Origin of the sequence: Streptomyces sp. BK239 (assembly GCF_004217285.1) — a bacterium.
GTDB lineage: Bacteria > Actinomycetota > Actinomycetes > Streptomycetales > Streptomycetaceae > Streptomyces.
On sequence record NZ_SHKS01000005.1, the window covers coordinates 35892 to 52482 of the forward strand.

Annotated in this window: 15 protein-coding genes and 1 pseudogene; 6 read left to right on the forward strand and 10 right to left on the reverse strand. The window is 71.1% G+C overall.

The window, feature by feature from the left end:
• Positions 1 to 106: 106 nt before the first annotated feature.
• From EV567_RS16540 to EV567_RS16565, 6 genes and pseudogenes are all read right to left on the reverse strand, one after another.
• On the reverse strand, positions 107 to 676 hold the full coding sequence (locus EV567_RS16540) for a DUF6262 family protein (RefSeq protein ID WP_242620851.1): 570 nt from the start codon (positions 674 to 676) through the stop codon (positions 107 to 109).
• A complete protein-coding gene (locus EV567_RS16545) occupies positions 673 to 2673 on the reverse strand; it encodes a site-specific integrase (protein ID WP_165430404.1) in 2001 nt (666 codons plus the stop codon). Before EV567_RS16545 ends, EV567_RS16540 begins: the two co-directional genes overlap by 4 nt.
• Positions 2674 to 3182: 509 nt before the next feature.
• Positions 3183 to 4325 carry a tyrosine-type recombinase/integrase gene (locus EV567_RS16550; protein WP_130440775.1) on the reverse strand — a complete coding sequence of 381 codons (1143 nt, stop codon included), beginning with the start codon at positions 4323 to 4325 and terminating at the stop codon, positions 3183 to 3185.
• 97 nt (positions 4326 to 4422) lie between these two features.
• A pseudogene (locus EV567_RS16555) lies at positions 4423 to 4914 on the reverse strand (DUF2637 domain-containing protein); the annotation flags it as partial.
• A gap of 75 nt (positions 4915 to 4989) precedes the next feature.
• On the reverse strand, positions 4990 to 5931 hold the full coding sequence (locus tag EV567_RS16560; protein ID WP_242620853.1) for a DUF3558 domain-containing protein: 942 nt from the start codon (positions 5929 to 5931) through the stop codon (positions 4990 to 4992).
• A 133-nt stretch (positions 5932 to 6064) separates the two neighbouring features.
• Positions 6065 to 6964 (reverse strand): DUF3558 domain-containing protein, encoded by a 900-nt coding sequence (locus EV567_RS16565; RefSeq protein WP_130440779.1) that lies wholly within the window; start codon positions 6962 to 6964, stop codon positions 6065 to 6067.
• Between the two features lie 183 nt (positions 6965 to 7147).
• Between EV567_RS16565 and EV567_RS16570 the strand changes: the two genes are divergently transcribed.
• A complete protein-coding gene (locus EV567_RS16570; RefSeq protein ID WP_130440781.1) occupies positions 7148 to 8341 on the forward strand; it encodes an RtcB family protein in 1194 nt (397 codons plus the stop codon).
• Positions 8342 to 8388: 47 nt separating this feature from the next.
• Here the strand turns inward: EV567_RS16570 and EV567_RS16575 are convergent, their stop codons facing one another.
• From EV567_RS16575 to EV567_RS16585, 3 genes are all read right to left on the reverse strand, one after another.
• Positions 8389 to 9666, reverse strand: coding sequence for a tyrosine-protein phosphatase (locus EV567_RS16575; RefSeq protein ID WP_130440783.1), 1278 nt, complete (start codon positions 9664 to 9666; stop codon positions 8389 to 8391).
• Positions 9667 to 9967: 301 nt separating this feature from the next.
• The gene (locus tag EV567_RS16580) at positions 9968 to 10744 is read right to left on the reverse strand and encodes an SDR family NAD(P)-dependent oxidoreductase (protein WP_130440785.1); all 777 of its coding nucleotides are present in this window, start codon (positions 10742 to 10744) and stop codon (positions 9968 to 9970) included.
• 139 nt (positions 10745 to 10883) lie between these two features.
• Positions 10884 to 11222 (reverse strand): YnfA family protein, encoded by a 339-nt coding sequence (locus tag EV567_RS16585; protein ID WP_130440787.1) that lies wholly within the window; start codon positions 11220 to 11222, stop codon positions 10884 to 10886.
• 99 nt (positions 11223 to 11321) lie between these two features.
• Between EV567_RS16585 and EV567_RS16590 the strand changes: the two genes are divergently transcribed.
• Genes EV567_RS16590 through EV567_RS16600 form a run of 3 tightly spaced genes read left to right on the forward strand, consistent with a single transcriptional unit; the run spans position 11322 to position 13726 of the window.
• Positions 11322 to 11795, forward strand: coding sequence for a MarR family winged helix-turn-helix transcriptional regulator (locus tag EV567_RS16590; RefSeq protein WP_130440789.1), 474 nt, complete (start codon positions 11322 to 11324; stop codon positions 11793 to 11795).
• Between the two features lie 3 nt (positions 11796 to 11798).
• Entirely contained in the window at positions 11799 to 12866 is a 1068-nt protein-coding gene (locus EV567_RS16595; protein ID WP_130440791.1) for a permease, read from the forward strand.
• Complete coding sequence (locus EV567_RS16600) at positions 12863 to 13726, forward strand: TIGR03943 family putative permease subunit (protein ID WP_130440793.1); 864 nt, start codon at positions 12863 to 12865, stop codon at positions 13724 to 13726. Before EV567_RS16595 ends, EV567_RS16600 begins: the two co-directional genes overlap by 4 nt.
• On the opposite strand, the gene EV567_RS16605 is transcribed toward EV567_RS16600, so the two are convergent.
• A complete protein-coding gene (locus EV567_RS16605) occupies positions 13696 to 14526 on the reverse strand; it encodes a helix-turn-helix domain-containing protein (protein WP_130440795.1) in 831 nt (276 codons plus the stop codon). The two genes, EV567_RS16600 and EV567_RS16605, sit on opposite strands and share 31 nt — an antisense overlap.
• Before the next feature lie 159 nt (positions 14527 to 14685).
• Here EV567_RS16605 and EV567_RS16610 point away from each other — a divergent pair, with 159 nt between their 5' ends.
• Both EV567_RS16610 and EV567_RS16615 read left to right on the forward strand, forming a co-directional pair.
• Positions 14686 to 15771, forward strand: a complete 1086-nt coding sequence (locus EV567_RS16610) for an LLM class flavin-dependent oxidoreductase (RefSeq protein WP_130440797.1) — start codon at positions 14686 to 14688, stop codon at positions 15769 to 15771.
• Positions 15768 to 16367 carry a CE1759 family FMN reductase gene (locus tag EV567_RS16615; protein WP_130440799.1) on the forward strand — a complete coding sequence of 200 codons (600 nt, stop codon included), beginning with the start codon at positions 15768 to 15770 and terminating at the stop codon, positions 16365 to 16367. Before EV567_RS16610 ends, EV567_RS16615 begins: the two co-directional genes overlap by 4 nt.
• Positions 16368 to 16591 lie beyond the last annotated feature (224 nt).

Genomic DNA, 16591 nt, shown 5'->3' on the forward strand with positions numbered 1-16591 from the left:
AGTGGCGAGCGCAATAGTGCTCACCCCGGGCGGACCAACACACCAGTGGTCACGAGGATGTACCTACGGCTCGCCCTCGATACGAACTCCGCTCCTTGGGCTGGCCCTACGTACTGCGCATCATCTTGCGCAGGCTCTGTCGGGTTGCGGTCAGGTCGTCCTCCAGGTCCTGGATGGTGGCGCGTAGCGCCTTGTTGTCAGCTTGAGCTTGTTGAAGCTCCTTGGTGAGTGCCACGTTCGCCCGGCTCATTTCGTCGACGCGCCCTGCGAGTTCACTGGTGTCGGTATAGCTCAGCTCTGTCCCAAGTTGGAGGCGGAGCCGTTCTCGAAGTCGGTTGCGTTCTTCGCGGAGCTCCTTGATCTGCTGCTGGGCGAGTGCGAGGTCGGTCTTGAGGCTGGCGTTGCTGACGCGGCTCTGTGGCGGAACGACATCAGCTGTCGCCTCGATACCCAGCTCTTCCTGGCGTCGGCGGGCCGCCTCGATGGGTTCGCGCAGTCCAGGGGAATACGCGAGCCAGTTGGAGACGCCGGCCTCCTTGGCCACCCTGGCGAACGTGATCTTCGTTCCTGTGCGCTGCAGGGAGTCCAGGACCTCCAGTGCGCGGCGGCGCTTGTTCTGGCTGTCGCGTTCACGCGCCGCTTTCAACGCGGCAGCGCGGGCTTCGCGAGCGGTCACTGGTCCTCCTTGCGTTGCTTGATCACTGTCAGAGGCAGCAGTTTGTGGGAGGTAGTGGCCCGTGACTTGCGGAGGATCTTGCTTGCTTCCTCGATCTGTTGCCGCTCGTCGTCGGGTAGCGCCGCCAGCTGGTCGCGCATGGTGGTGGCGACTTCCTGGAAGCTGTCGATCTGGGCTTCGATGTTGGCCAGTACGAAGTCGGCAGCTCCGATGGCGTCAGCGGTCTCGCGGTCGGACTTCAAGCCGCGTACGTGATCCTCGATGGCGGGCAGGTAGGACGGGTCGGGGCGGTAGAAGGTACAGCCCGAACACTGGAACCTGATGGGACAGGAACCACCACCGGCTTTGACGTTGGAGGGCTCGGTGCAGTTTCCGAACGGGACGGCGACCGAAGCGATCTCATACTTACTCTGAGGGAGCGGAGACGATCGGCCAGTGCGGTCCACAGCCAAGGGCGCCAGCGTGCGGATGGCCTCCCGCTTACGCTTCAGCGTCACCTGGTAGTAGCCCATGGTCGTATCTACCGAAGTGTGATCCATGAGATCGCGCAGCACGTCGACGGGGACGCCGGCATCTGCATGTCGCTGGGCATAGGTGTGCCGGAAGGCATGCGCGGTGATCAAGGAGCGGTCGAAGGGCAGAGGGTGTCCATCCGCTCCCAGGACGTCGCTGTCGATACGGGGGAGTGCGTCGACCCAGGTGCGCAGCGCTGCCGAGATGCTGTCGGGCCGGATGTGTCCGTTGCCCCGGCCGGAGCCGTGCAGGGCGCTGGGAAAGAGCCACGAACCTGCTCGCTCGGTCAGCGGTAGCTCGGCGCGGCGTCGTTCCCAGAGGTTGACCAGTTCGGCCGTGCTCTGCGGGATGGGCAGGCGGCGGCCGTTCCGTTTGGCTTTGTGGTTGTCGTAGACCAGCTGGTAGTGGCCGTCCTCCTGCTCGATGCAGCCCACCTTGAGGCTCGCGACCTCGCCAAGGCGGCGCCCGGTGTCACGCAGGACGGCGTAGACGGTCTGGTGGAACAGTCGTGAAAGATCCTTCGGCCAGCCTCGGTGGGTGACGTCCACGAGGTGGAGCTGAGCATCCAGCTGGCGGATGACGGAGTCGGGCAGAGCTCGGCCGGCGTGTTCCTCGTTGACGTCGACCGGAGCCACGCGATGGTGGCGGGCCCGACTGAAGGTACCGGGCACGTCATCCATCAGCCCGCTCGCACGCGCGAACTCCAAGACCGAGAACCATGCTCTGACCAGCTTGTCCTGGGTGGCAGCCGCACGGGGTTTCCCGTCCTTCTTCCGGGACTTCTTGATTGCATCGACGGCCGCCGTCATGTCTGCGGCGGCCAGGCGCGAGGGTTCCTCGCCTCCTCCCACTCGCTGGGCCAGTCCGTCGGAGGCGGCTGAGAACGCCAGGAGGGAGGTGCGCAGATCTTGGATGGTCGGCCGAACCGAGCGCGCCCATTCCATGAGAAGTGCACGCAGCCATGCCTGGCGGACGACCCGGAAGTCGATGTCGCCCTTCACCGCGTCGTAGCGGCGATGCGTCGCGGCCCACAGGCCCACGGCCGCGGCGTCCCATACGTCGCCTGCCATGGGATCAGCACCCTCGTACTGCCATCGTGCGCGTTCGACCATGCGCTGGATCTGGCCCAGCAAGGCACGCGCCGGGCTGCTGCCTTTCTCCCTGCCGAACCGCAACGAGGACAGGCCCAGGCCGCACAGGCTGTCCACGTCGGCGACGGCCGCGATGGCGAGTCGCACTGCAAGCGGACTGATGCTCATTCCCTCTCGGTCGCGCTCCTGCAGACCGAGCAGCAGCTCATGGGCGACGACGGGGTGAAGCCCGCCGCACCAGAACTGATGGACCTGGAGGAACGGACCGACATCCGCTGCCCACGCCAGAAGCTGGTCAGGGGTGCGGTTACCGCTACCGAGCTCTCGGCGCCACTTCCCGTGGTGCGACGTGCACAGCCGGAGCTGCTGCTGCTCCCGGTTGCATCCGCCCACAAGGCATTCCCCTTGGTGAGGCAAGGGGCGGGGAGCGGCCGAGGCCTGCCAATCCGCGACCTGAAGGTCGGGAGTCCGTCTCCTGCGCTCGCTGAACGCGGAGGCATGGGTCGGACAGAGCCCATGACTCACCGCCTCCCGTGCACACCGACCTGTGTGGTCGGCAACCAGGCACGCCTCGCGATCAGAGGCCCCGCGTACCCGCCGCTTCCGCGACGGCCGGTAGGTCGCGTCGAACTCCTCGTCCGACAGCTCGCTGGCCCGCGCTGCAACACTGCAGGGCGAACACCGGCCGACACGGCCAGGACAAGGCGTCCGGCAGGCGGCAACCCTGCAGCGTGAGGCACTGGTGGCGTCGTTGTCCAGGTCCCCGTCGAAGAACATCCGCTCGTGGTCCCACTCGCCCGGACGCCAGTGGGGCCGTACCTGCTGGCGCAGCCACGCCAACCACCCTTCTGCCGACGCCGCAGGCTCAGAGTGCGAGTGCAGGGGCGCAGCGAGCACGGGCTTCATCGCGCGGCCACCTCCCGCTGAGCGGCCACGCGTTCCACGGCCTCCCGCTTCTCGCGCTCGTTGGCGTGCATGTAGATCGCAGTGGATGCGGCCGACACGTGCCCCATCAGCTGTTGCACGACATCGATCGGCACGCCGGCCCTGACCCAGGCCGTTGCAGCGGTGTGTCGCAACATGTGCGGGCGTACGACGAACCCGCACTGTTGCGACAGCCGCTCGAACATGCCTTTCGCTGCCTGGTAGGTCATCGCCTTGCCCAGAGGCCGCTGATAGAGATTGACGAAAACCAAGTCGTTCGCTTCGGCCTCGACCACGGCATCGCGGTCGAGACGATAGGCCACGTACTCGGCCACCGTGGGGCCGTCGGCCGGGACGACCCGCGGGTAGCGGGACTTGGCCAGGGCTTTGTTCTCGTTGTCCCGGCGGTGACGTACGTGGACGTGGGCGCCGGAAACGCTGCAGCCCAGGGCACGGGAATCCGGCAGGAAGTGCATGTCCTGCCTGCGCAGCCCCAGAGCCTCCCCGATGCGGATGCCGGTCGCCAGCATCAGCACCACCAAGAACCGGTCGCGAGCCGTACGGCACCCGGCCACCACCGCGGCAACCTGCTCCTCGGACAGGGCCTCGTAGGGTTTCTCCACCTCACGTGACTTGATCGCCTTTGCCCGCACTGTGCGGAACTGCCCGCGCTCACCGGCATTGAAGTCAGGCGGAGGGGTGGCTAGATAGAGCGGCTGAGACAAGCGGTCCGCCACCTCTGGCGCGATCACGCCGTGCAGTGCGCAGTACCGCAGGTACTCCACGACCGCCGTGATCGTCGCGTTGACCGTTGCGCCGGAGCGTGACTTGCCTCGCCGGCCGGGAGTGGCCTCCAGCCAGAACCTGAATCGGGCCATCGACGCGAGGGTGACGGTTCTCCAGTCGACCGCGTACTCGGCGCACCATGTCAGGAACAGGGCGAGACGCCCCGCGTAGACCCTGATGGTGTTCACGGACCGGTCCGCACCGTGCAGGAACGTCAGGAAGTCCGTCCCCTCACGGTGGATGGCGAGCCGGGGATCGAGGATGACCCATCGGGTGCTCTGAGGATCTCCCGTAGGGGACAAGGCTCGCTCAGCTTGGAAGGCATGGGCGTTCATGCCGTACCTAACGTGACTCCCGCGTTGTAGATACTTGTGAGCCACGAACGAGTGACAAGACGTGCCGAACGTCCCTGGCAGGTCAGATTGGCATAGAGATATTCATCCGCCGCCACAGCAGGAACGTCGGAACCGGGGAGAGCAGCCAGCGGGTGAGGCGGACGCCCTCCATGTGCTTGTCGGCGGTGATGTCGGCGATCCGGCCGATGGCGTGCCGGGCGGCCTCGACGGACACCACGAACAGGACCGGGATCACCGCGTGCATGCCGACGCCGAGCGGGTCCGGCCAGGCGGCGGCGCCGTTGAACGCGATCGTCGCCGCCGTCAGCAGCCACGCCGTCTGCCGCAGCAGGGGGAACGGGATCCGGATCCAGGTCAGCAGCAGGTCCAGCGCGAGCAGGACGCAGATGCCCGCGTCGATGCCGATCGGGAACACGTAACTGAAGTTCCCGAAGCCCTTCTTGAGGGCCAGTTCGCGTACCGCCGCGTAGGAACCGGCGAAGCCGATGCCCGCGATGATGACGGCGCCGAACACGACGACACCGATGAGAACGCGGTGCGTCCGAGTCAGCTCGATAGGCGCGGCCACCCGCACCCCCTCCCCTTGCGTGTTGTTGCGCGCAACAGGGTGGCACACGTGTACGGCGAACGTGCTGCCGGTCTGTCAGCTCTTCGGTGCGGCGGAGGCCGAGGCCGACGGCGACCCGGCCGACGCGGACGGCGCCGGGGAGGAGGCCGGCGGCTTGGACGGCGACGCGGTCGAGGGCTTGGACGGCGAGGTGCTCGCGCCCGAACCGCCTTCCGCGGAACCGCCGTTGGCCGCGCGAACCGCCGACACGACTTCCTTGGCGGCCTTCTCCGCGGCCTTCGTCAGCGTGTCCGCGCTGGGGGTCTTCTCGCCGGCCAGACCCGCGCCGTTGTAGTCGACGGAGACGACGACGTTCTCCACGCGCGCGACGACCGTCTGCTGCTTGAAGGCGCCCTCGCTCTTCTTCAGGTCGTACCGCACGGTCGTCGCCTGGTCGCCGGTGCCCGTGAGCGCCTGCGTCTTCGCGTTAGCCGCGCCGGAGACCTCCTGGGCGCCCTTGACCTGCTTGGCGTAGTAGTCCTGCGCCTGCTGCTCGCCGGAGGTCGACGTGTTGGAGTCGAAGCGCAGCAGCGAGACGTTCAGCCAGCGGAACTGCGAGCCCTTGACCCCGTTGTTCTGGAGGCTGGACCAGGAGCACGAGGCGCGGGCGTCGGTGTCGCTCGACGCGCCCTCCTTGCCGGACGCCGACGCCTTCGGCACCAGATCGGTGAGCGTCTGCTTCGACAGCGACTTGCAGGCCTCCGGCAGCTTCGCGTACGCGGCCGCCGGCACGGTCGGCTGCGCGCTGACCGTGGCGCCGGCCCCCGCGGCGGCTTCGGCGCCGGTCTTCTGCGCGGCGTCGTCCGAGCCGGAGTCGGAGGAGCAGCCGACGGCGAGCAGCATCACGGGCAGCGCGGCCGCTGCGGCGAGGGCGCGGTTCAGGCCTCCGACGCGCCGCGTGCGGCGCTCGTGCGGGGCGCGCCCGTCACGGTCCGCGCGCTGGTCGTGCTGGTCGTCTCGCCGGGCTCGTCGCTGCATGGTTCCTTCACTCATCACGCTCGTGGTTCCTGCGGTCTGATCGGGTCCAAGGGGCCACGGTACGCCGTGAAGGAGGTGTGCGGTTCCGCTTCCCCTGGGCGGCCGGCGGAGGGCGGACGGGGGTGAAGTCGCCTCAGCCGCGCAGGGAATCGGCGAGCTGGGCGGCCAGATTCCGGGCCCTGTCCTGCATTTCCTCGCTGTCGGGGACCGTGCCGATCGTGGTCGGCTGCTCCTCGTACCGGACGGTCACAATGACGTTCGACGTGCGGAACGCCACAGTCACCGTCCGCTGCTTGGCCGTCGAGGCGGAGCTGTCGAGGGCGTCGTCGACGAAGGCCTCGTCGCCCAGGCCTTCGAGCAGGCGGGGCTGGAGCTCGGCGGAGGTGGTGGCCGAGGGGGACGGGCCGGTGGACGAATTCCCCGAGGGGCTCGCGGGGGCGCTCGCCGGGGGAGCGGCCGAGGCGGAGCCCGCGCCGCCGGCCGCGGGGCTGACGCCCGAGGAGGGGCTCGTGCCCGTCGGTGAGGGGGCGGCGGAGGAGGAGGGCGAGGCGGACGGGGAGCCGGTCGCCGAGGAGACGGCGGGCGCGGGCAGGTCGGCCGCCGTGACCTTGCCCGCGAACAAATCCTCGGCCTCGGTGTCGTCGCTGACGGCGGTGTCGTACGACACCACGCGCTCGAAGTCGACGAGGAGGTGGTCGGTGGCGTCCGCCGACTCCACCTTCCAACGGCATCCCGTCTTGCGGTCGGTGTCGAACGTCTGGGTCGCCTCGCCCCCGTAGGCGGCCTCGCGCCGGACCGGGTCGGCGATCTCGCGCGCGCCGGGCAGCAGCGCGTCGAGTGTGCCGCGGCTGACGGCGCGACAGGCCTCCGGGAGGGTGGCGTACCGGCCGGGCTCCGCGGCGGCGCTGGCGGTGCCGGCCTTGCCCGGGTTGGCGTCGTCCGTGGGGCCCCGGTCGTCCGAGCCGCCGGTGCAGCCGGCCAGCAGCGCCGCGATGAGGGCGGCGGCGCCGGGTACGTACGCCTTCCGCTGCACGGTCGGCTCCTCTCGACGGTCACATGCTGGACGGTTATTCGCTTGCCGGGCGGGGGCGGCCGCTGGAGACAATGTGTATCGCACGCGACGCCGTGGATGCCGGTCCGCCGTCCGGTACGTCGACCTTGGCACCGGTTTTGCGATTCGATACTTCTGTTGGTTTTCCGGGGGAATGAGGGCTGTATGTCGTACGTGGAGATGCCGGGCGCGAAGGTCCCCATCCGTATGTGGGCCGACCCGGCGACGGTCGAGGAGGGGGCGCTGCAGCAGCTGCGCAACGTCGCCACCCTGCCCTGGATCAAGGGGCTCGCCGTGATGCCGGACGTGCACTACGGGAAGGGCGCGACGGTCGGTTCGGTCATCGCGATGCGGGGCGCGGTCTGCCCGGCGGCGGTCGGCGTCGACATCGGCTGCGGGATGTCCGCGGTGAGGACCTCCCTGACGGCGAACGACCTTCCCGGGGACCTGTCCCGGCTGCGCTCCAAGATCGAGCAGGCCATCCCGGTGGGCCGGGGGATGCATCAGGACGCGGTCGACCCGGCCGGGATGCACGGCTTCGCCACCGCGGGCTGGGACGACTTCTGGGGACGGTTCGACGGGATCGCGGACGCGGTCAAGTTCCGCCAGGATCGCGCCACGAAGCAGATGGGAACGCTCGGCAGCGGGAACCACTTTGTCGAAGTCTGCACGGATACGACCGGTTCCGTCTGGCTGATGCTGCACTCCGGTTCCCGGAACATCGGCAAGGAGCTCGCCGAGTTCCACATCGGCGTGGCCCAGAAGCTGCCGCACAACCAGGGGCTGGTCGATCGCGACCTCGCCGTCTTCGTCGCGGACACCCCGCAGATGGCGGCGTACCGCAACGACCTGTTCTGGGCGCAGGAGTACGCGAAGTACAACCGCACCCTCATGATGGCGCTCCTGAAGGACGTGGTCCGCAAGGAGTTCCGGAAGGCGAAGCCGACGTTCGAGCCGGAGATCAGCGCGCACCACAACTATGTCGCGGAGGAGCGCTACGACGGGATGGACCTGCTCGTGACCCGCAAGGGCGCGATCCGGGCCGGTTCCGGCGAGTACGGGATCATCCCGGGCTCCATGGGCACGGGTTCGTACATCGTGAAGGGCCTCGGCAACGAGAAGGCGTTCAACTCGGCCTCGCACGGCGCGGGGCGGCGCATGAGCCGCAACGCGGCGAAGCGGCGCTTCTCCACGAGGGACCTGGAGGAGCAGACGCGGGGCGTGGAGTGCCGCAAGGACTCCGGCGTCGTGGACGAGATCCCGAGCGCGTACAAGCCGATCGAGCAGGTCATCGAGCAGCAGCGGGACCTCGTGGAGGTCGTGGCGAAGCTGAAGCAGGTCGTCTGCGTGAAGGGCTGACGCGGTGAGGGGCTCGGGCCCGTCGGCCCGGGCCCCTTCTGCGCGCGTCAGCCGAGCCGCTTCTCCAGCAGTGTCACCGCGTACGGGCTTCCGCCGCCGCCGGGGCTGCCCGGAGTGGGCGGCTTGGCGCGCTGTTCGCCCACGACCTTGTAGCCGGCCGCCTCGTAGTAGGCGCGCAGGCGGGGGTTGGAGGCGAGGCAGTCCAGTCGGGCGTAGGCGCGGCCGGTCGCGGCGATGACGGACTCGGCGTGTGCCAGCATGCGGCGGCCGGTGCCGGGCGGGGACGTGTGCGGGGCCGTCATCAGACGGTGCACGTAGCCGGCCTCGGGCGGGCGGGGGCCCCAGGCCGCCGGGTCGTCCCACCAGATTTCCCAGGCGCCGGCGGTCACGCCCGCCGCCCGGGCCAGCCACACCTCGCCCTCGCGCATCCGGGTGCGGAAGTGTGCCTCGGACTTGCCGCCCGGCGTCCACTGGTCGATGCCCCGGGCCGTCTGCCACAGGGCGGCCGTGTCGTGCAGACGGACCAGCGCGGGGGCGTCCTCGGGGCTCGCCCGGTGGAACGTCAGCTCGGGCCAGGCGGTGGGGACCGGCTCCAGCAGCTTGCCGCGCAGGGCGGTGGCGAGGGCACGCGAGTCCAGGCCGAGGACCTGGGCGACGTACCGCTCGGCGCTGCCGTGGCGGGAGTTCAGGGCCGCGAGGTACAGGCGCATCACCTGCGCGGGGGCGCGGCCGAAGCCGGGCCAGGCGGGCGTGCGGCCGTCGTTGCGTGCGCGCCAGTCGGCGAGCAGGGCGTCCGTCGCCAGTTCCGTGAGACTGAAGTCCTCGGCGATCACCTGCTCCTCGACGCCGAGCAGCCCCAGGACCAGCGCCGCCAGCTGGCCCGTGCGGTCCTTGCCCGAGGCGCAGTGGAAGACGAGCGGGGCGTCGGCCGCCGCGATCAGCTCCAGCGCCTCGCGGATCTCCTTCGCGCCGTCGTGCGCCACCTCCATGTACCGCTCGGCGAGGTAGGGGGCCGGGTCCACGTCGGCGCCCTGGACTGCCTGGTCGTAGGGGCGGTGCTCGATGCTGAGGTTGCGGTACGTGAAGGAGGGGTGCGCGGGGATCCGGCCCCGGCCCTCCGCCTCCCAGGGGTGGCGCAGGTCGATCACCGTGCCGACGCCGAGGGACAGGAACCGCTCCCAGTCCGGCGTGCCCTCGGTCAGCTTGCCCAGCGAGTCCGCCCGGAACAGCCGCCCCGGACGGACCCGGTGACGGCCGTCCGCGGTGCGATAACCACCCAGGTCACGGAAGTTGTGCAGCGTCTCGAACGGTATGTGTCTGTCCACGGACGCGACTTTACGGCCCGGACGGGGACCGGGCCGGGCCGTCGCGCTGTCTTCGCCTTCACCGGAGACGCGATTGCACTCAGCCGTCCGGCCCGCTGCCGGAGCCGTTCGGCTCGCCGAATGCCGGATGACGGGGGATTGCGATGGAGCGGGTGCGTGTGTCGGTCTGCGCGGCGGGACTGGTGCTGGTCCTGGGAGGTCTGCTCGCCGGCTGCTCCTCCGACGAGTACCACGACGAGCGGGTGCGGCGCCGCGTGTGCCGCGCCCGCGCACGCAGCCGGGTGAGGGGGCCGGCCGGGCGTCAGAGTTCCCTGTGGACCTTCGTGTTGGAGGCCTGGGCGCGGGGGCGCAGGACCAGGAGGTCGACGTTGACGTGACTGGGACGGGTCACCGCCCAGGTGATCGTCTCGGCCACGTCGTCGGCGGTGAGGGGTTCGGCCACGCCCTCGTACACCTTCGCCGCCTTGTCCTGGTCGCCGCCGAAGCGGGTCAGGGCGAACTCGTCGGTCTTCACCATGCCGGGGGCGATCTCGATCACCCGGACCGGCTGTCCGACGATCTCCAGGCGCAGCGTCTCGGCCAGCACATGGGCGCCGTGCTTGGCGGCGACGTAGCCCCCGCCGCCCTCGTAGGTGCCGTGCCCGGCCGTGGAGGACACCACGACGACGGTGCCGTCGCCGCCGGCGACCAGCTTGGGCAGCAGGGCCTGGGTGAGGTTCAGGGTGCCGATGACGTTGGTCTCGTACATGGTGCGCCAGTCGGCCGGGTCGCCGGTGGCCACCGGGTCGGCGCCGAGCGCACCGCCCGCGTTGTTGACGAGGACGCCGATCGTCCGGAAGGCGGTGGCGAACTCGTCCACGGCGGCGCGGTCGGTGACGTCCAGCTGGTACGCGGTCGCCGAGCCGCCCGCCGCGACCAGTTCCTCGGCCAGCGCCTCGATACGGTCCTTGCGGCGGGCGGTGAGGACCACGCGGTAGCCGGCCGCGGCGAGCCGGCGGGCGGTGGCGGCGCCGATTCCGCTGCTCGCACCGGTGACGACGGCGATGCGGGAGGCGGCGGACGGTACGGCGGTGGCCATGGGAGTGACTCCTGGGTCGGCGTGGTGGCGCGCGGGACGCGACGCGAGGTGCGCGAGGGACGCAGCCAGGATAGGCACGCGGAGATCACCGGCGACCGGTGATCTTGCTTTTCGGACGCACCGGTGCGCGTCGCCCCGGTCAGCCGCCGTTGCGCGGCGCCCACATGATCAGGGCCATGCCGGCGAGGCAGACCAGCGCGCCGGTCACGTCCCACCGGTCGGGGCGGTAGCCGTCGGCGACCATGCCCCAGGCCAGCGAACCGGCGACGAACACCCCGCCGTACGCGGCCAGGACGCGGCCGAACTCGGCGTCCGCCTGGAGCGTGGCGACGAACCCGTACGCGCCGAGGGCCATGACGCCGGCGCCGATCCACAGCCATCCGCGGTGCTCGCGCACCCCCTGCCAGACCAGCCAGGCGCCCCCGATCTCCAGCAGCGCGGCGACGGCGAACAGGGCGGCGGAGCGGAGCACGGACATACGAGCAGCGTCGCACGCGCCGGGCGCCGTCTCCGGGTCGGGCCGGTTCCGCGGCGTCGTACGATGCGCGGACGGCGCTGACGAAAGGGTGTGCGGGCGATGTCCGGGAACGTGCGGTCGCGGTTGCTGGACGAGCTGTCCACCGTCTCCCGCCGGTACATGGCGGCGTTCGCGCTGTTCAACCAGGCCGTCGCCGACCGCCTCGGGCTGCACCCCACCGACTTGCAGTGTCTGAACCTGCTGTCGCTGGAGCGGGAGCCGGTGACGACGGGCCGGGTCGCGGAGCTGACGGGGCTGACCACCGGGTCGGCGACCCGGCTGGTGGACCGGCTGGAGAAGGCGGGCTACGTCGTGCGGCGGCGGGACGCGGCCGACCGGCGGCGGGTGCTGGTGGCGGCCGTGCCGGAGCGGATCGCCGAGTTCGGGCGGACCTGCGAGCGGCTGGGCGGTGACTGGTCGCCCCTCTTCCAGGACCTGGACGACACCGAACTCGCCGTCATCGTCGGGCACATGAGGCGGACCGTGGAGTTCAGCGGCGAGCAGGTCGCGCGGCTGCGGGAAGGCGCGGTGTAGGGCATGGGGGCGGTCGGCGACACCGGCATACACACGGATGTACGGGCGGACTGCGGGGGCGGGCGCGGAGGCGGCCGCGGGCAGGACGGCGACCGGGAGGCGCGGCCCGCACGCGGACTGCCCCGGCACTGGCTTCTGCTGCTGCTCGCGGCCGCCGTGGCGCCGGGCGCGCTGCTGGTGCTGGTCGGGCGGGGGCTGGAGGAGCCGGCCGTGCAGGCGTGGCGGACCGTGTGCCTCGCGGTGACCGTGCAGGCGGTGCCGTTCCTGCTGCTGGGGACGGCCCTGTCGGGGGCGATCAACGCGTTCGTGCCCGAGCGGGTGTTCAGCCGGCTGCTGCCGAAGCGGCCGGCGCTCGCGGTGCCGGTCGCGGGGGCCGCGGGCGTCGTGCTGCCGGGCTGCGAGTGCGCGTCGGTGCCGGTGGCGAGCAGTCTGATCGGCCGGGGGGTCACCCCGGCCGCCGCGTTCGCGTTCCTGCTCTCCGCGCCGGCCGTGAACCCGGTGGTGCTGACGGCCACCGCGATCGCCTTCCCCGGCAGCCCGGCGATGGTGCTCGCGCGGCTGCTCGCCTCGCTGGTCACCGCGGCCGTGATGGGCTGGCTGTGGCTCTGGCTGGGGCGTGCGGAGTGGCTGAAGCCGGCCGTGCGGCACACCGGGCACCGGCCCGGGAACCGCCGGTGGACGGAGTTCCGGCGCGGCTTCCAGCACGACTTCCTGCACGCGGGCGGGTTCCTGGTGGTCGGCGCGATGGCCGCGGCGACCTTCAACGTGGCGGTGCCGCGTTCGGTCGTCGACACGTTCGCCGGTTCGCCCTGGCTGTCGGTGCTGTTCCTGGCGGTGCTGGCGATCGTGCTGGCGGTGTGCAGCGAGGCGGACGCGTTCGTGGCGGCCTCGCTGACCGGTTTCTCGCCGGTGGCGCGGCTGACGTTCATGGTGGTCGGGCCGATGGTCGACCTGAAGCTGATCGCGTTGCAGGCGGGGACGTTCGGGCGGGCCTTCGCGATCCGCTTCTCGACGGCCACGGCCGTCGTCGCGGTGGTGTGCAGCGCGGTGGTGGGAGGGGTGCTCCTTTGAAGCGGCTGGCGCAGGCGGGGCTGCTGGTGCTGTGCGGGCTGGGCCTGTTGCAGGCCTCGCTGCTGACCGACGGCTATCTGCGCTATGTGAAGGAGGGCATGCGCCCGCTGCTGATCGTGTCGGGGGTGGTGCTGGTGCTCCTGGGGGCGGCGGAGGCCTGGTCGGCGTGGCGCGCCAGGGCCCGGGACGCCGGCGGCCACGGGCCGGGCGGCCGGGTGCACGACGGTCACGAGCACGCGGGTGACGGGCCGGGTGGCCACGCGCACACCTCGCGAGACGACGGTGCCGATGACGCCCACGGCCACGCCGGTGAAGGCGAAGGCGCTCACGGGCACGACCACTCCGGCGTCCCCCGAGTCGCCTGGCTGCTGTTCCTCCCCGCGCTGAGCCTGCTCTTCTACGCCCCGCCCGCGCTGGGCTCGTACACCGCCGCCCGTGAGGCGCCCAAGGCGGTCGCCGTGGTCGACGAGGACGGGTTCGACCCGCTGCCCGCTACCTCGCCGCTGCCTATCACGCTGACCGACTTCACCCAGCGGGTGCAGCAGGACCCCAAGCAGGCGATCAAGGGCCGTACGGTCCGGATGACGGGGTTCGTCACCCCGGCGGGCGACGGCCGCGAAGGCTGGTACCTGACCCGGATCCTGCTGTCGTGCTGCGCGGCGGACGCCCAGTCGGTGAAGGTGCGGGTGTACGGGGTTCAGGCGCCGAAGGCCGATGCCTGGGTGACGGTGACGGGCGCCTGGCATGCCGAGGGCGCCCTCGGGACGTCGTCGGCGGCGGTCGCCCTGGACGCCCGGGGCGTCGAGAAGGTCGAGCGCCCCACGAACGGCTACACGGACTCGCTGCCGATCGGCTCGTGACCCGCATCCCGTTTCCGGGCCGGTGAGTAAGCCGTCGGCGGCACCCCCACGGTCGCCTTGAAGTCCCGTACGAGATGGGCCTGGTCCGCGTATCCCAGGTCGGCGGCCAGTGCCGCCCAGTCGACGTTCGTCGAGGTCTCCGCGCGCTCCAGGGCCTCGTGGATGCGGTAGCGCAGGATGACCCACTTGGGGCCGACGCCCACATGGGCGGCGAAGAGGCGCTGGAGGCCGCGGACCGAGACGCCCTCCGCGCTCGCCAGGTCCGCGACGCGGCGGATCGTGCGGTCGGCGCGGATGCGGTCGGCCAGGGCCATGGCCCGGTCGGCGTCCGGGTCGGGCCGGGGGCCGAGGGTGAGCAGGCAGGCGTCGAGGGCCGCCACGCGGGCGTCCTCGTCGTCGGGGCCGAGGACGGCGACGGGGTCGACGCCGGTCAGCCGTACGCGGCGGCCCGTCCAGTCGCCGACCGGGCGGTCCGGGGCGAACGGGCGGAAGCCGCCGGGCCGGAACTGCACGCCGCAGACCCGGCCCGTGCCCTCGAGTTTCTGGGTGAAGAGGCCGAGGCCGACGCCGGCGATCTCGGCGAAGGGCTCCTGGCCCTCGAACCGCTGGAAGACGATGTTCACCGAGGGGTGCGGGACCACATGGGAGGCGTACGGCTGGTCGAGGTCCCAGTCGATCAGCCAGTAGTGCTCCAGGTAGGGGCGCAGCGGCGGGGCCGGTTCGCGGCGGCGGAAGCGGACGCGCGCGAAGAGCTCCGCGGCGTCGACGATGCCTCGGGTGTCGCGGCGTGGGGCGGCCATGCGTCGATCGTAGGACGGGCCACCGACATCGCTCCCGCCACTCGTTCCGCGGTGATCGGGGTACCCGGCGAGCGGTCCCCGTGGAGGGGGAATAGGGGCTGGGGCGCCGTCGTTCAGCGGTATAGTTGAACCGTAAACAACTTTGGAGGTTGAGCGGCCATGCAGTTCGGGATCTTCACCGTCGGCGACGTCACGCCGGACCCCACCATGGGGCGCACGCCGACCGAGCGTGAGCGGATCAAGGCCATGGTCGCCATCGCGCAGAAGGCCGAGGAGGTCGGTCTCGACGTCTTCGCCACCGGCGAGCACCACAACCCGCCGTTCGTGCCCTCGTCCCCGACCACGATGCTCGGCTGGATAGCGGCCCGCACGGAGAACCTGATCCTCTCCACCGCGACCACCCTCATCACCACGAACGACCCGGTGAAGATCGCCGAGGACTTCGCGATGCTCCAGCACCTGGCCGACGGCCGCGTGGACCTGATGATGGGCCGCGGCAACACCGGCCCGGTCTACCCCTGGTTCGGCAAGGACATCCGCGAGGGCATCAACCTCGCCCTGGAGAACTACAACCTGCTGCACCGGCTGTGGCGCGAGGACGTCGTCGACTGGGAGGGCACGTTCCGTACGCCGCTCCAGGGCTTCACCTCGACGCCCCGCCCGATGGACGGTGTGCCGCCGTTCGTCTGGCACGGCTCCATCCGCTCGCCCGAGATCGCCGAGCAGGCCGCCTTCTACGGCGACGGGTTCTTCCACAACAACATCTTCTGGCCGGCCGACCACACCAAGCGGATGGTCGAGCTGTACCGGGCCCGCTACGCGCACTACGGACACGGCACGGCGGAGCAGGCCATCGTCGGCCTCGGCGGCCAGGTGTTCATGCGCCGCAACTCGCAGGACGCGGTGCGCGAGTTCCGTCCCTACTTCGACAACGCGCCGGTCTACGGGCACGGGCCGTCCCTGGAGGACTTCACCGACCAGACCCCGCTGACCGTGGGCACCCCGGAGCAGGTCATCGAGAAGACCCTGACGTTCCGCGAGTACGCGGGCGACTACCAGCGCCAGCTGTTCCTCGTCGACCACGCGGGCCTGCCGCTGAAGACCGTGCTGGAGCAGATCGACCTGCTCGGCGAGGAGGTCGTGCCGGTGCTGCGCGAGGAGTTCGCCAAGGGCCGCCCGGCGAAGGTGCCGGACGCGCCGACCCACGCCTCCCTCAAGGCCGCCCGGAAGGTGACCGTCGCATGAAGCTCGTCGTCGTCTCGGCGGGACTGAGCGTCCCGTCGTCCACCCGGCTGCTGGCCGACCGGCTGGCGACGGCCGCCGCCGAGCGGGCGGCGGCGGAGGTGGAGGTCGTGGAGCTGCGCGACCTCGCCGTGGAGATCGCGCACAACCTGACCAACGGCTTCCCCGGGCGCAGGCTGGCGGCCGCGCTGGACGCGGTGACCGCGGCGGACGGCCTGATCGTCGTCACGCCGGTGTTCTCGGCGTCGTACAGCGGACTGTTCAAGTCGTTCTTCGACGTCCTGGAGCAGGACGCGCTGGCGGGCAAGCCCGTCCTGATCGCCGCCACCGGCGGCTCGGCCCGCCACTCCCTCGTCCTGGAACACGCGCTGCGTCCCCTGTTCGCCTACCTGCGGGCCGTCGTGGTCCCGACCGCGGTCTACGCCGCCTCCGAGGACTGGGGCGCACAGGGACTGCCCGAACGGGTGGACCGGGCGGCCGGGGAACTGTCGGCCCTGATGACGGGCCTGTCGGCGACGGGCGGGGAGAAGCGCCCGGAGCCCTTCGAGGTCGTCCCGTTCGCGGAGCGACTGGCGGCCCTTTCCGGCAGGGGAGAGTGACCTGCCCCGGGGTTGCGATCTCGGCGAGGGCCGATCTCATCAGCCCGTCTGGGGGTCCCCCCTCTGGGGGAGTCTGAGGACGAGGCCCGTCCAGGGCCGAAGCGGGGGCCCGGGGGCGGCAGCCCCCAGACCACGCCCGCACCATGGGTGAGAGCCGAGTAAGAAGCCCCGCTGCACCCCGCCCGACCCAGCCGAACCGCCGGAGGCCCTGGCAGAGTGGACGC

Excerpts from the sequence above, each read along its gene's own strand:
- EV567_RS16590 (WP_130440789.1), top strand. The coding sequence starts at position 11,322 with ATGTCCGGGAACGTGCGGTCGCGGTTGCTGGACGAGCTGTCCACCGTC.
- EV567_RS16560 (WP_242620853.1), bottom strand. The coding sequence starts at position 5,931 with ATGCAGCGACGAGCCCGGCGAGACGACCAGCACGACCAGCGCGCGGAC.
- EV567_RS16605 (WP_130440795.1), bottom strand. The coding sequence starts at position 14,526 with ATGGCCGCCCCACGCCGCGACACCCGAGGCATCGTCGACGCCGCGGAG.
- EV567_RS16615 (WP_130440799.1), top strand. The coding sequence starts at position 15,768 with ATGAAGCTCGTCGTCGTCTCGGCGGGACTGAGCGTCCCGTCGTCCACC.
- EV567_RS16580 (WP_130440785.1), bottom strand. The coding sequence starts at position 10,744 with ATGGCCACCGCCGTACCGTCCGCCGCCTCCCGCATCGCCGTCGTCACC.
- EV567_RS16550 (WP_130440775.1), bottom strand. The coding sequence starts at position 4,325 with ATGAACGCCCATGCCTTCCAAGCTGAGCGAGCCTTGTCCCCTACGGGA.
- EV567_RS16585 (WP_130440787.1), bottom strand. The coding sequence starts at position 11,222 with ATGTCCGTGCTCCGCTCCGCCGCCCTGTTCGCCGTCGCCGCGCTGCTG.
- EV567_RS16570 (WP_130440781.1), top strand. The coding sequence starts at position 7,148 with ATGTCGTACGTGGAGATGCCGGGCGCGAAGGTCCCCATCCGTATGTGG.
- EV567_RS16595 (WP_130440791.1), top strand. The coding sequence starts at position 11,799 with ATGGGGGCGGTCGGCGACACCGGCATACACACGGATGTACGGGCGGAC.
- EV567_RS16610 (WP_130440797.1), top strand. The coding sequence starts at position 14,686 with ATGCAGTTCGGGATCTTCACCGTCGGCGACGTCACGCCGGACCCCACC.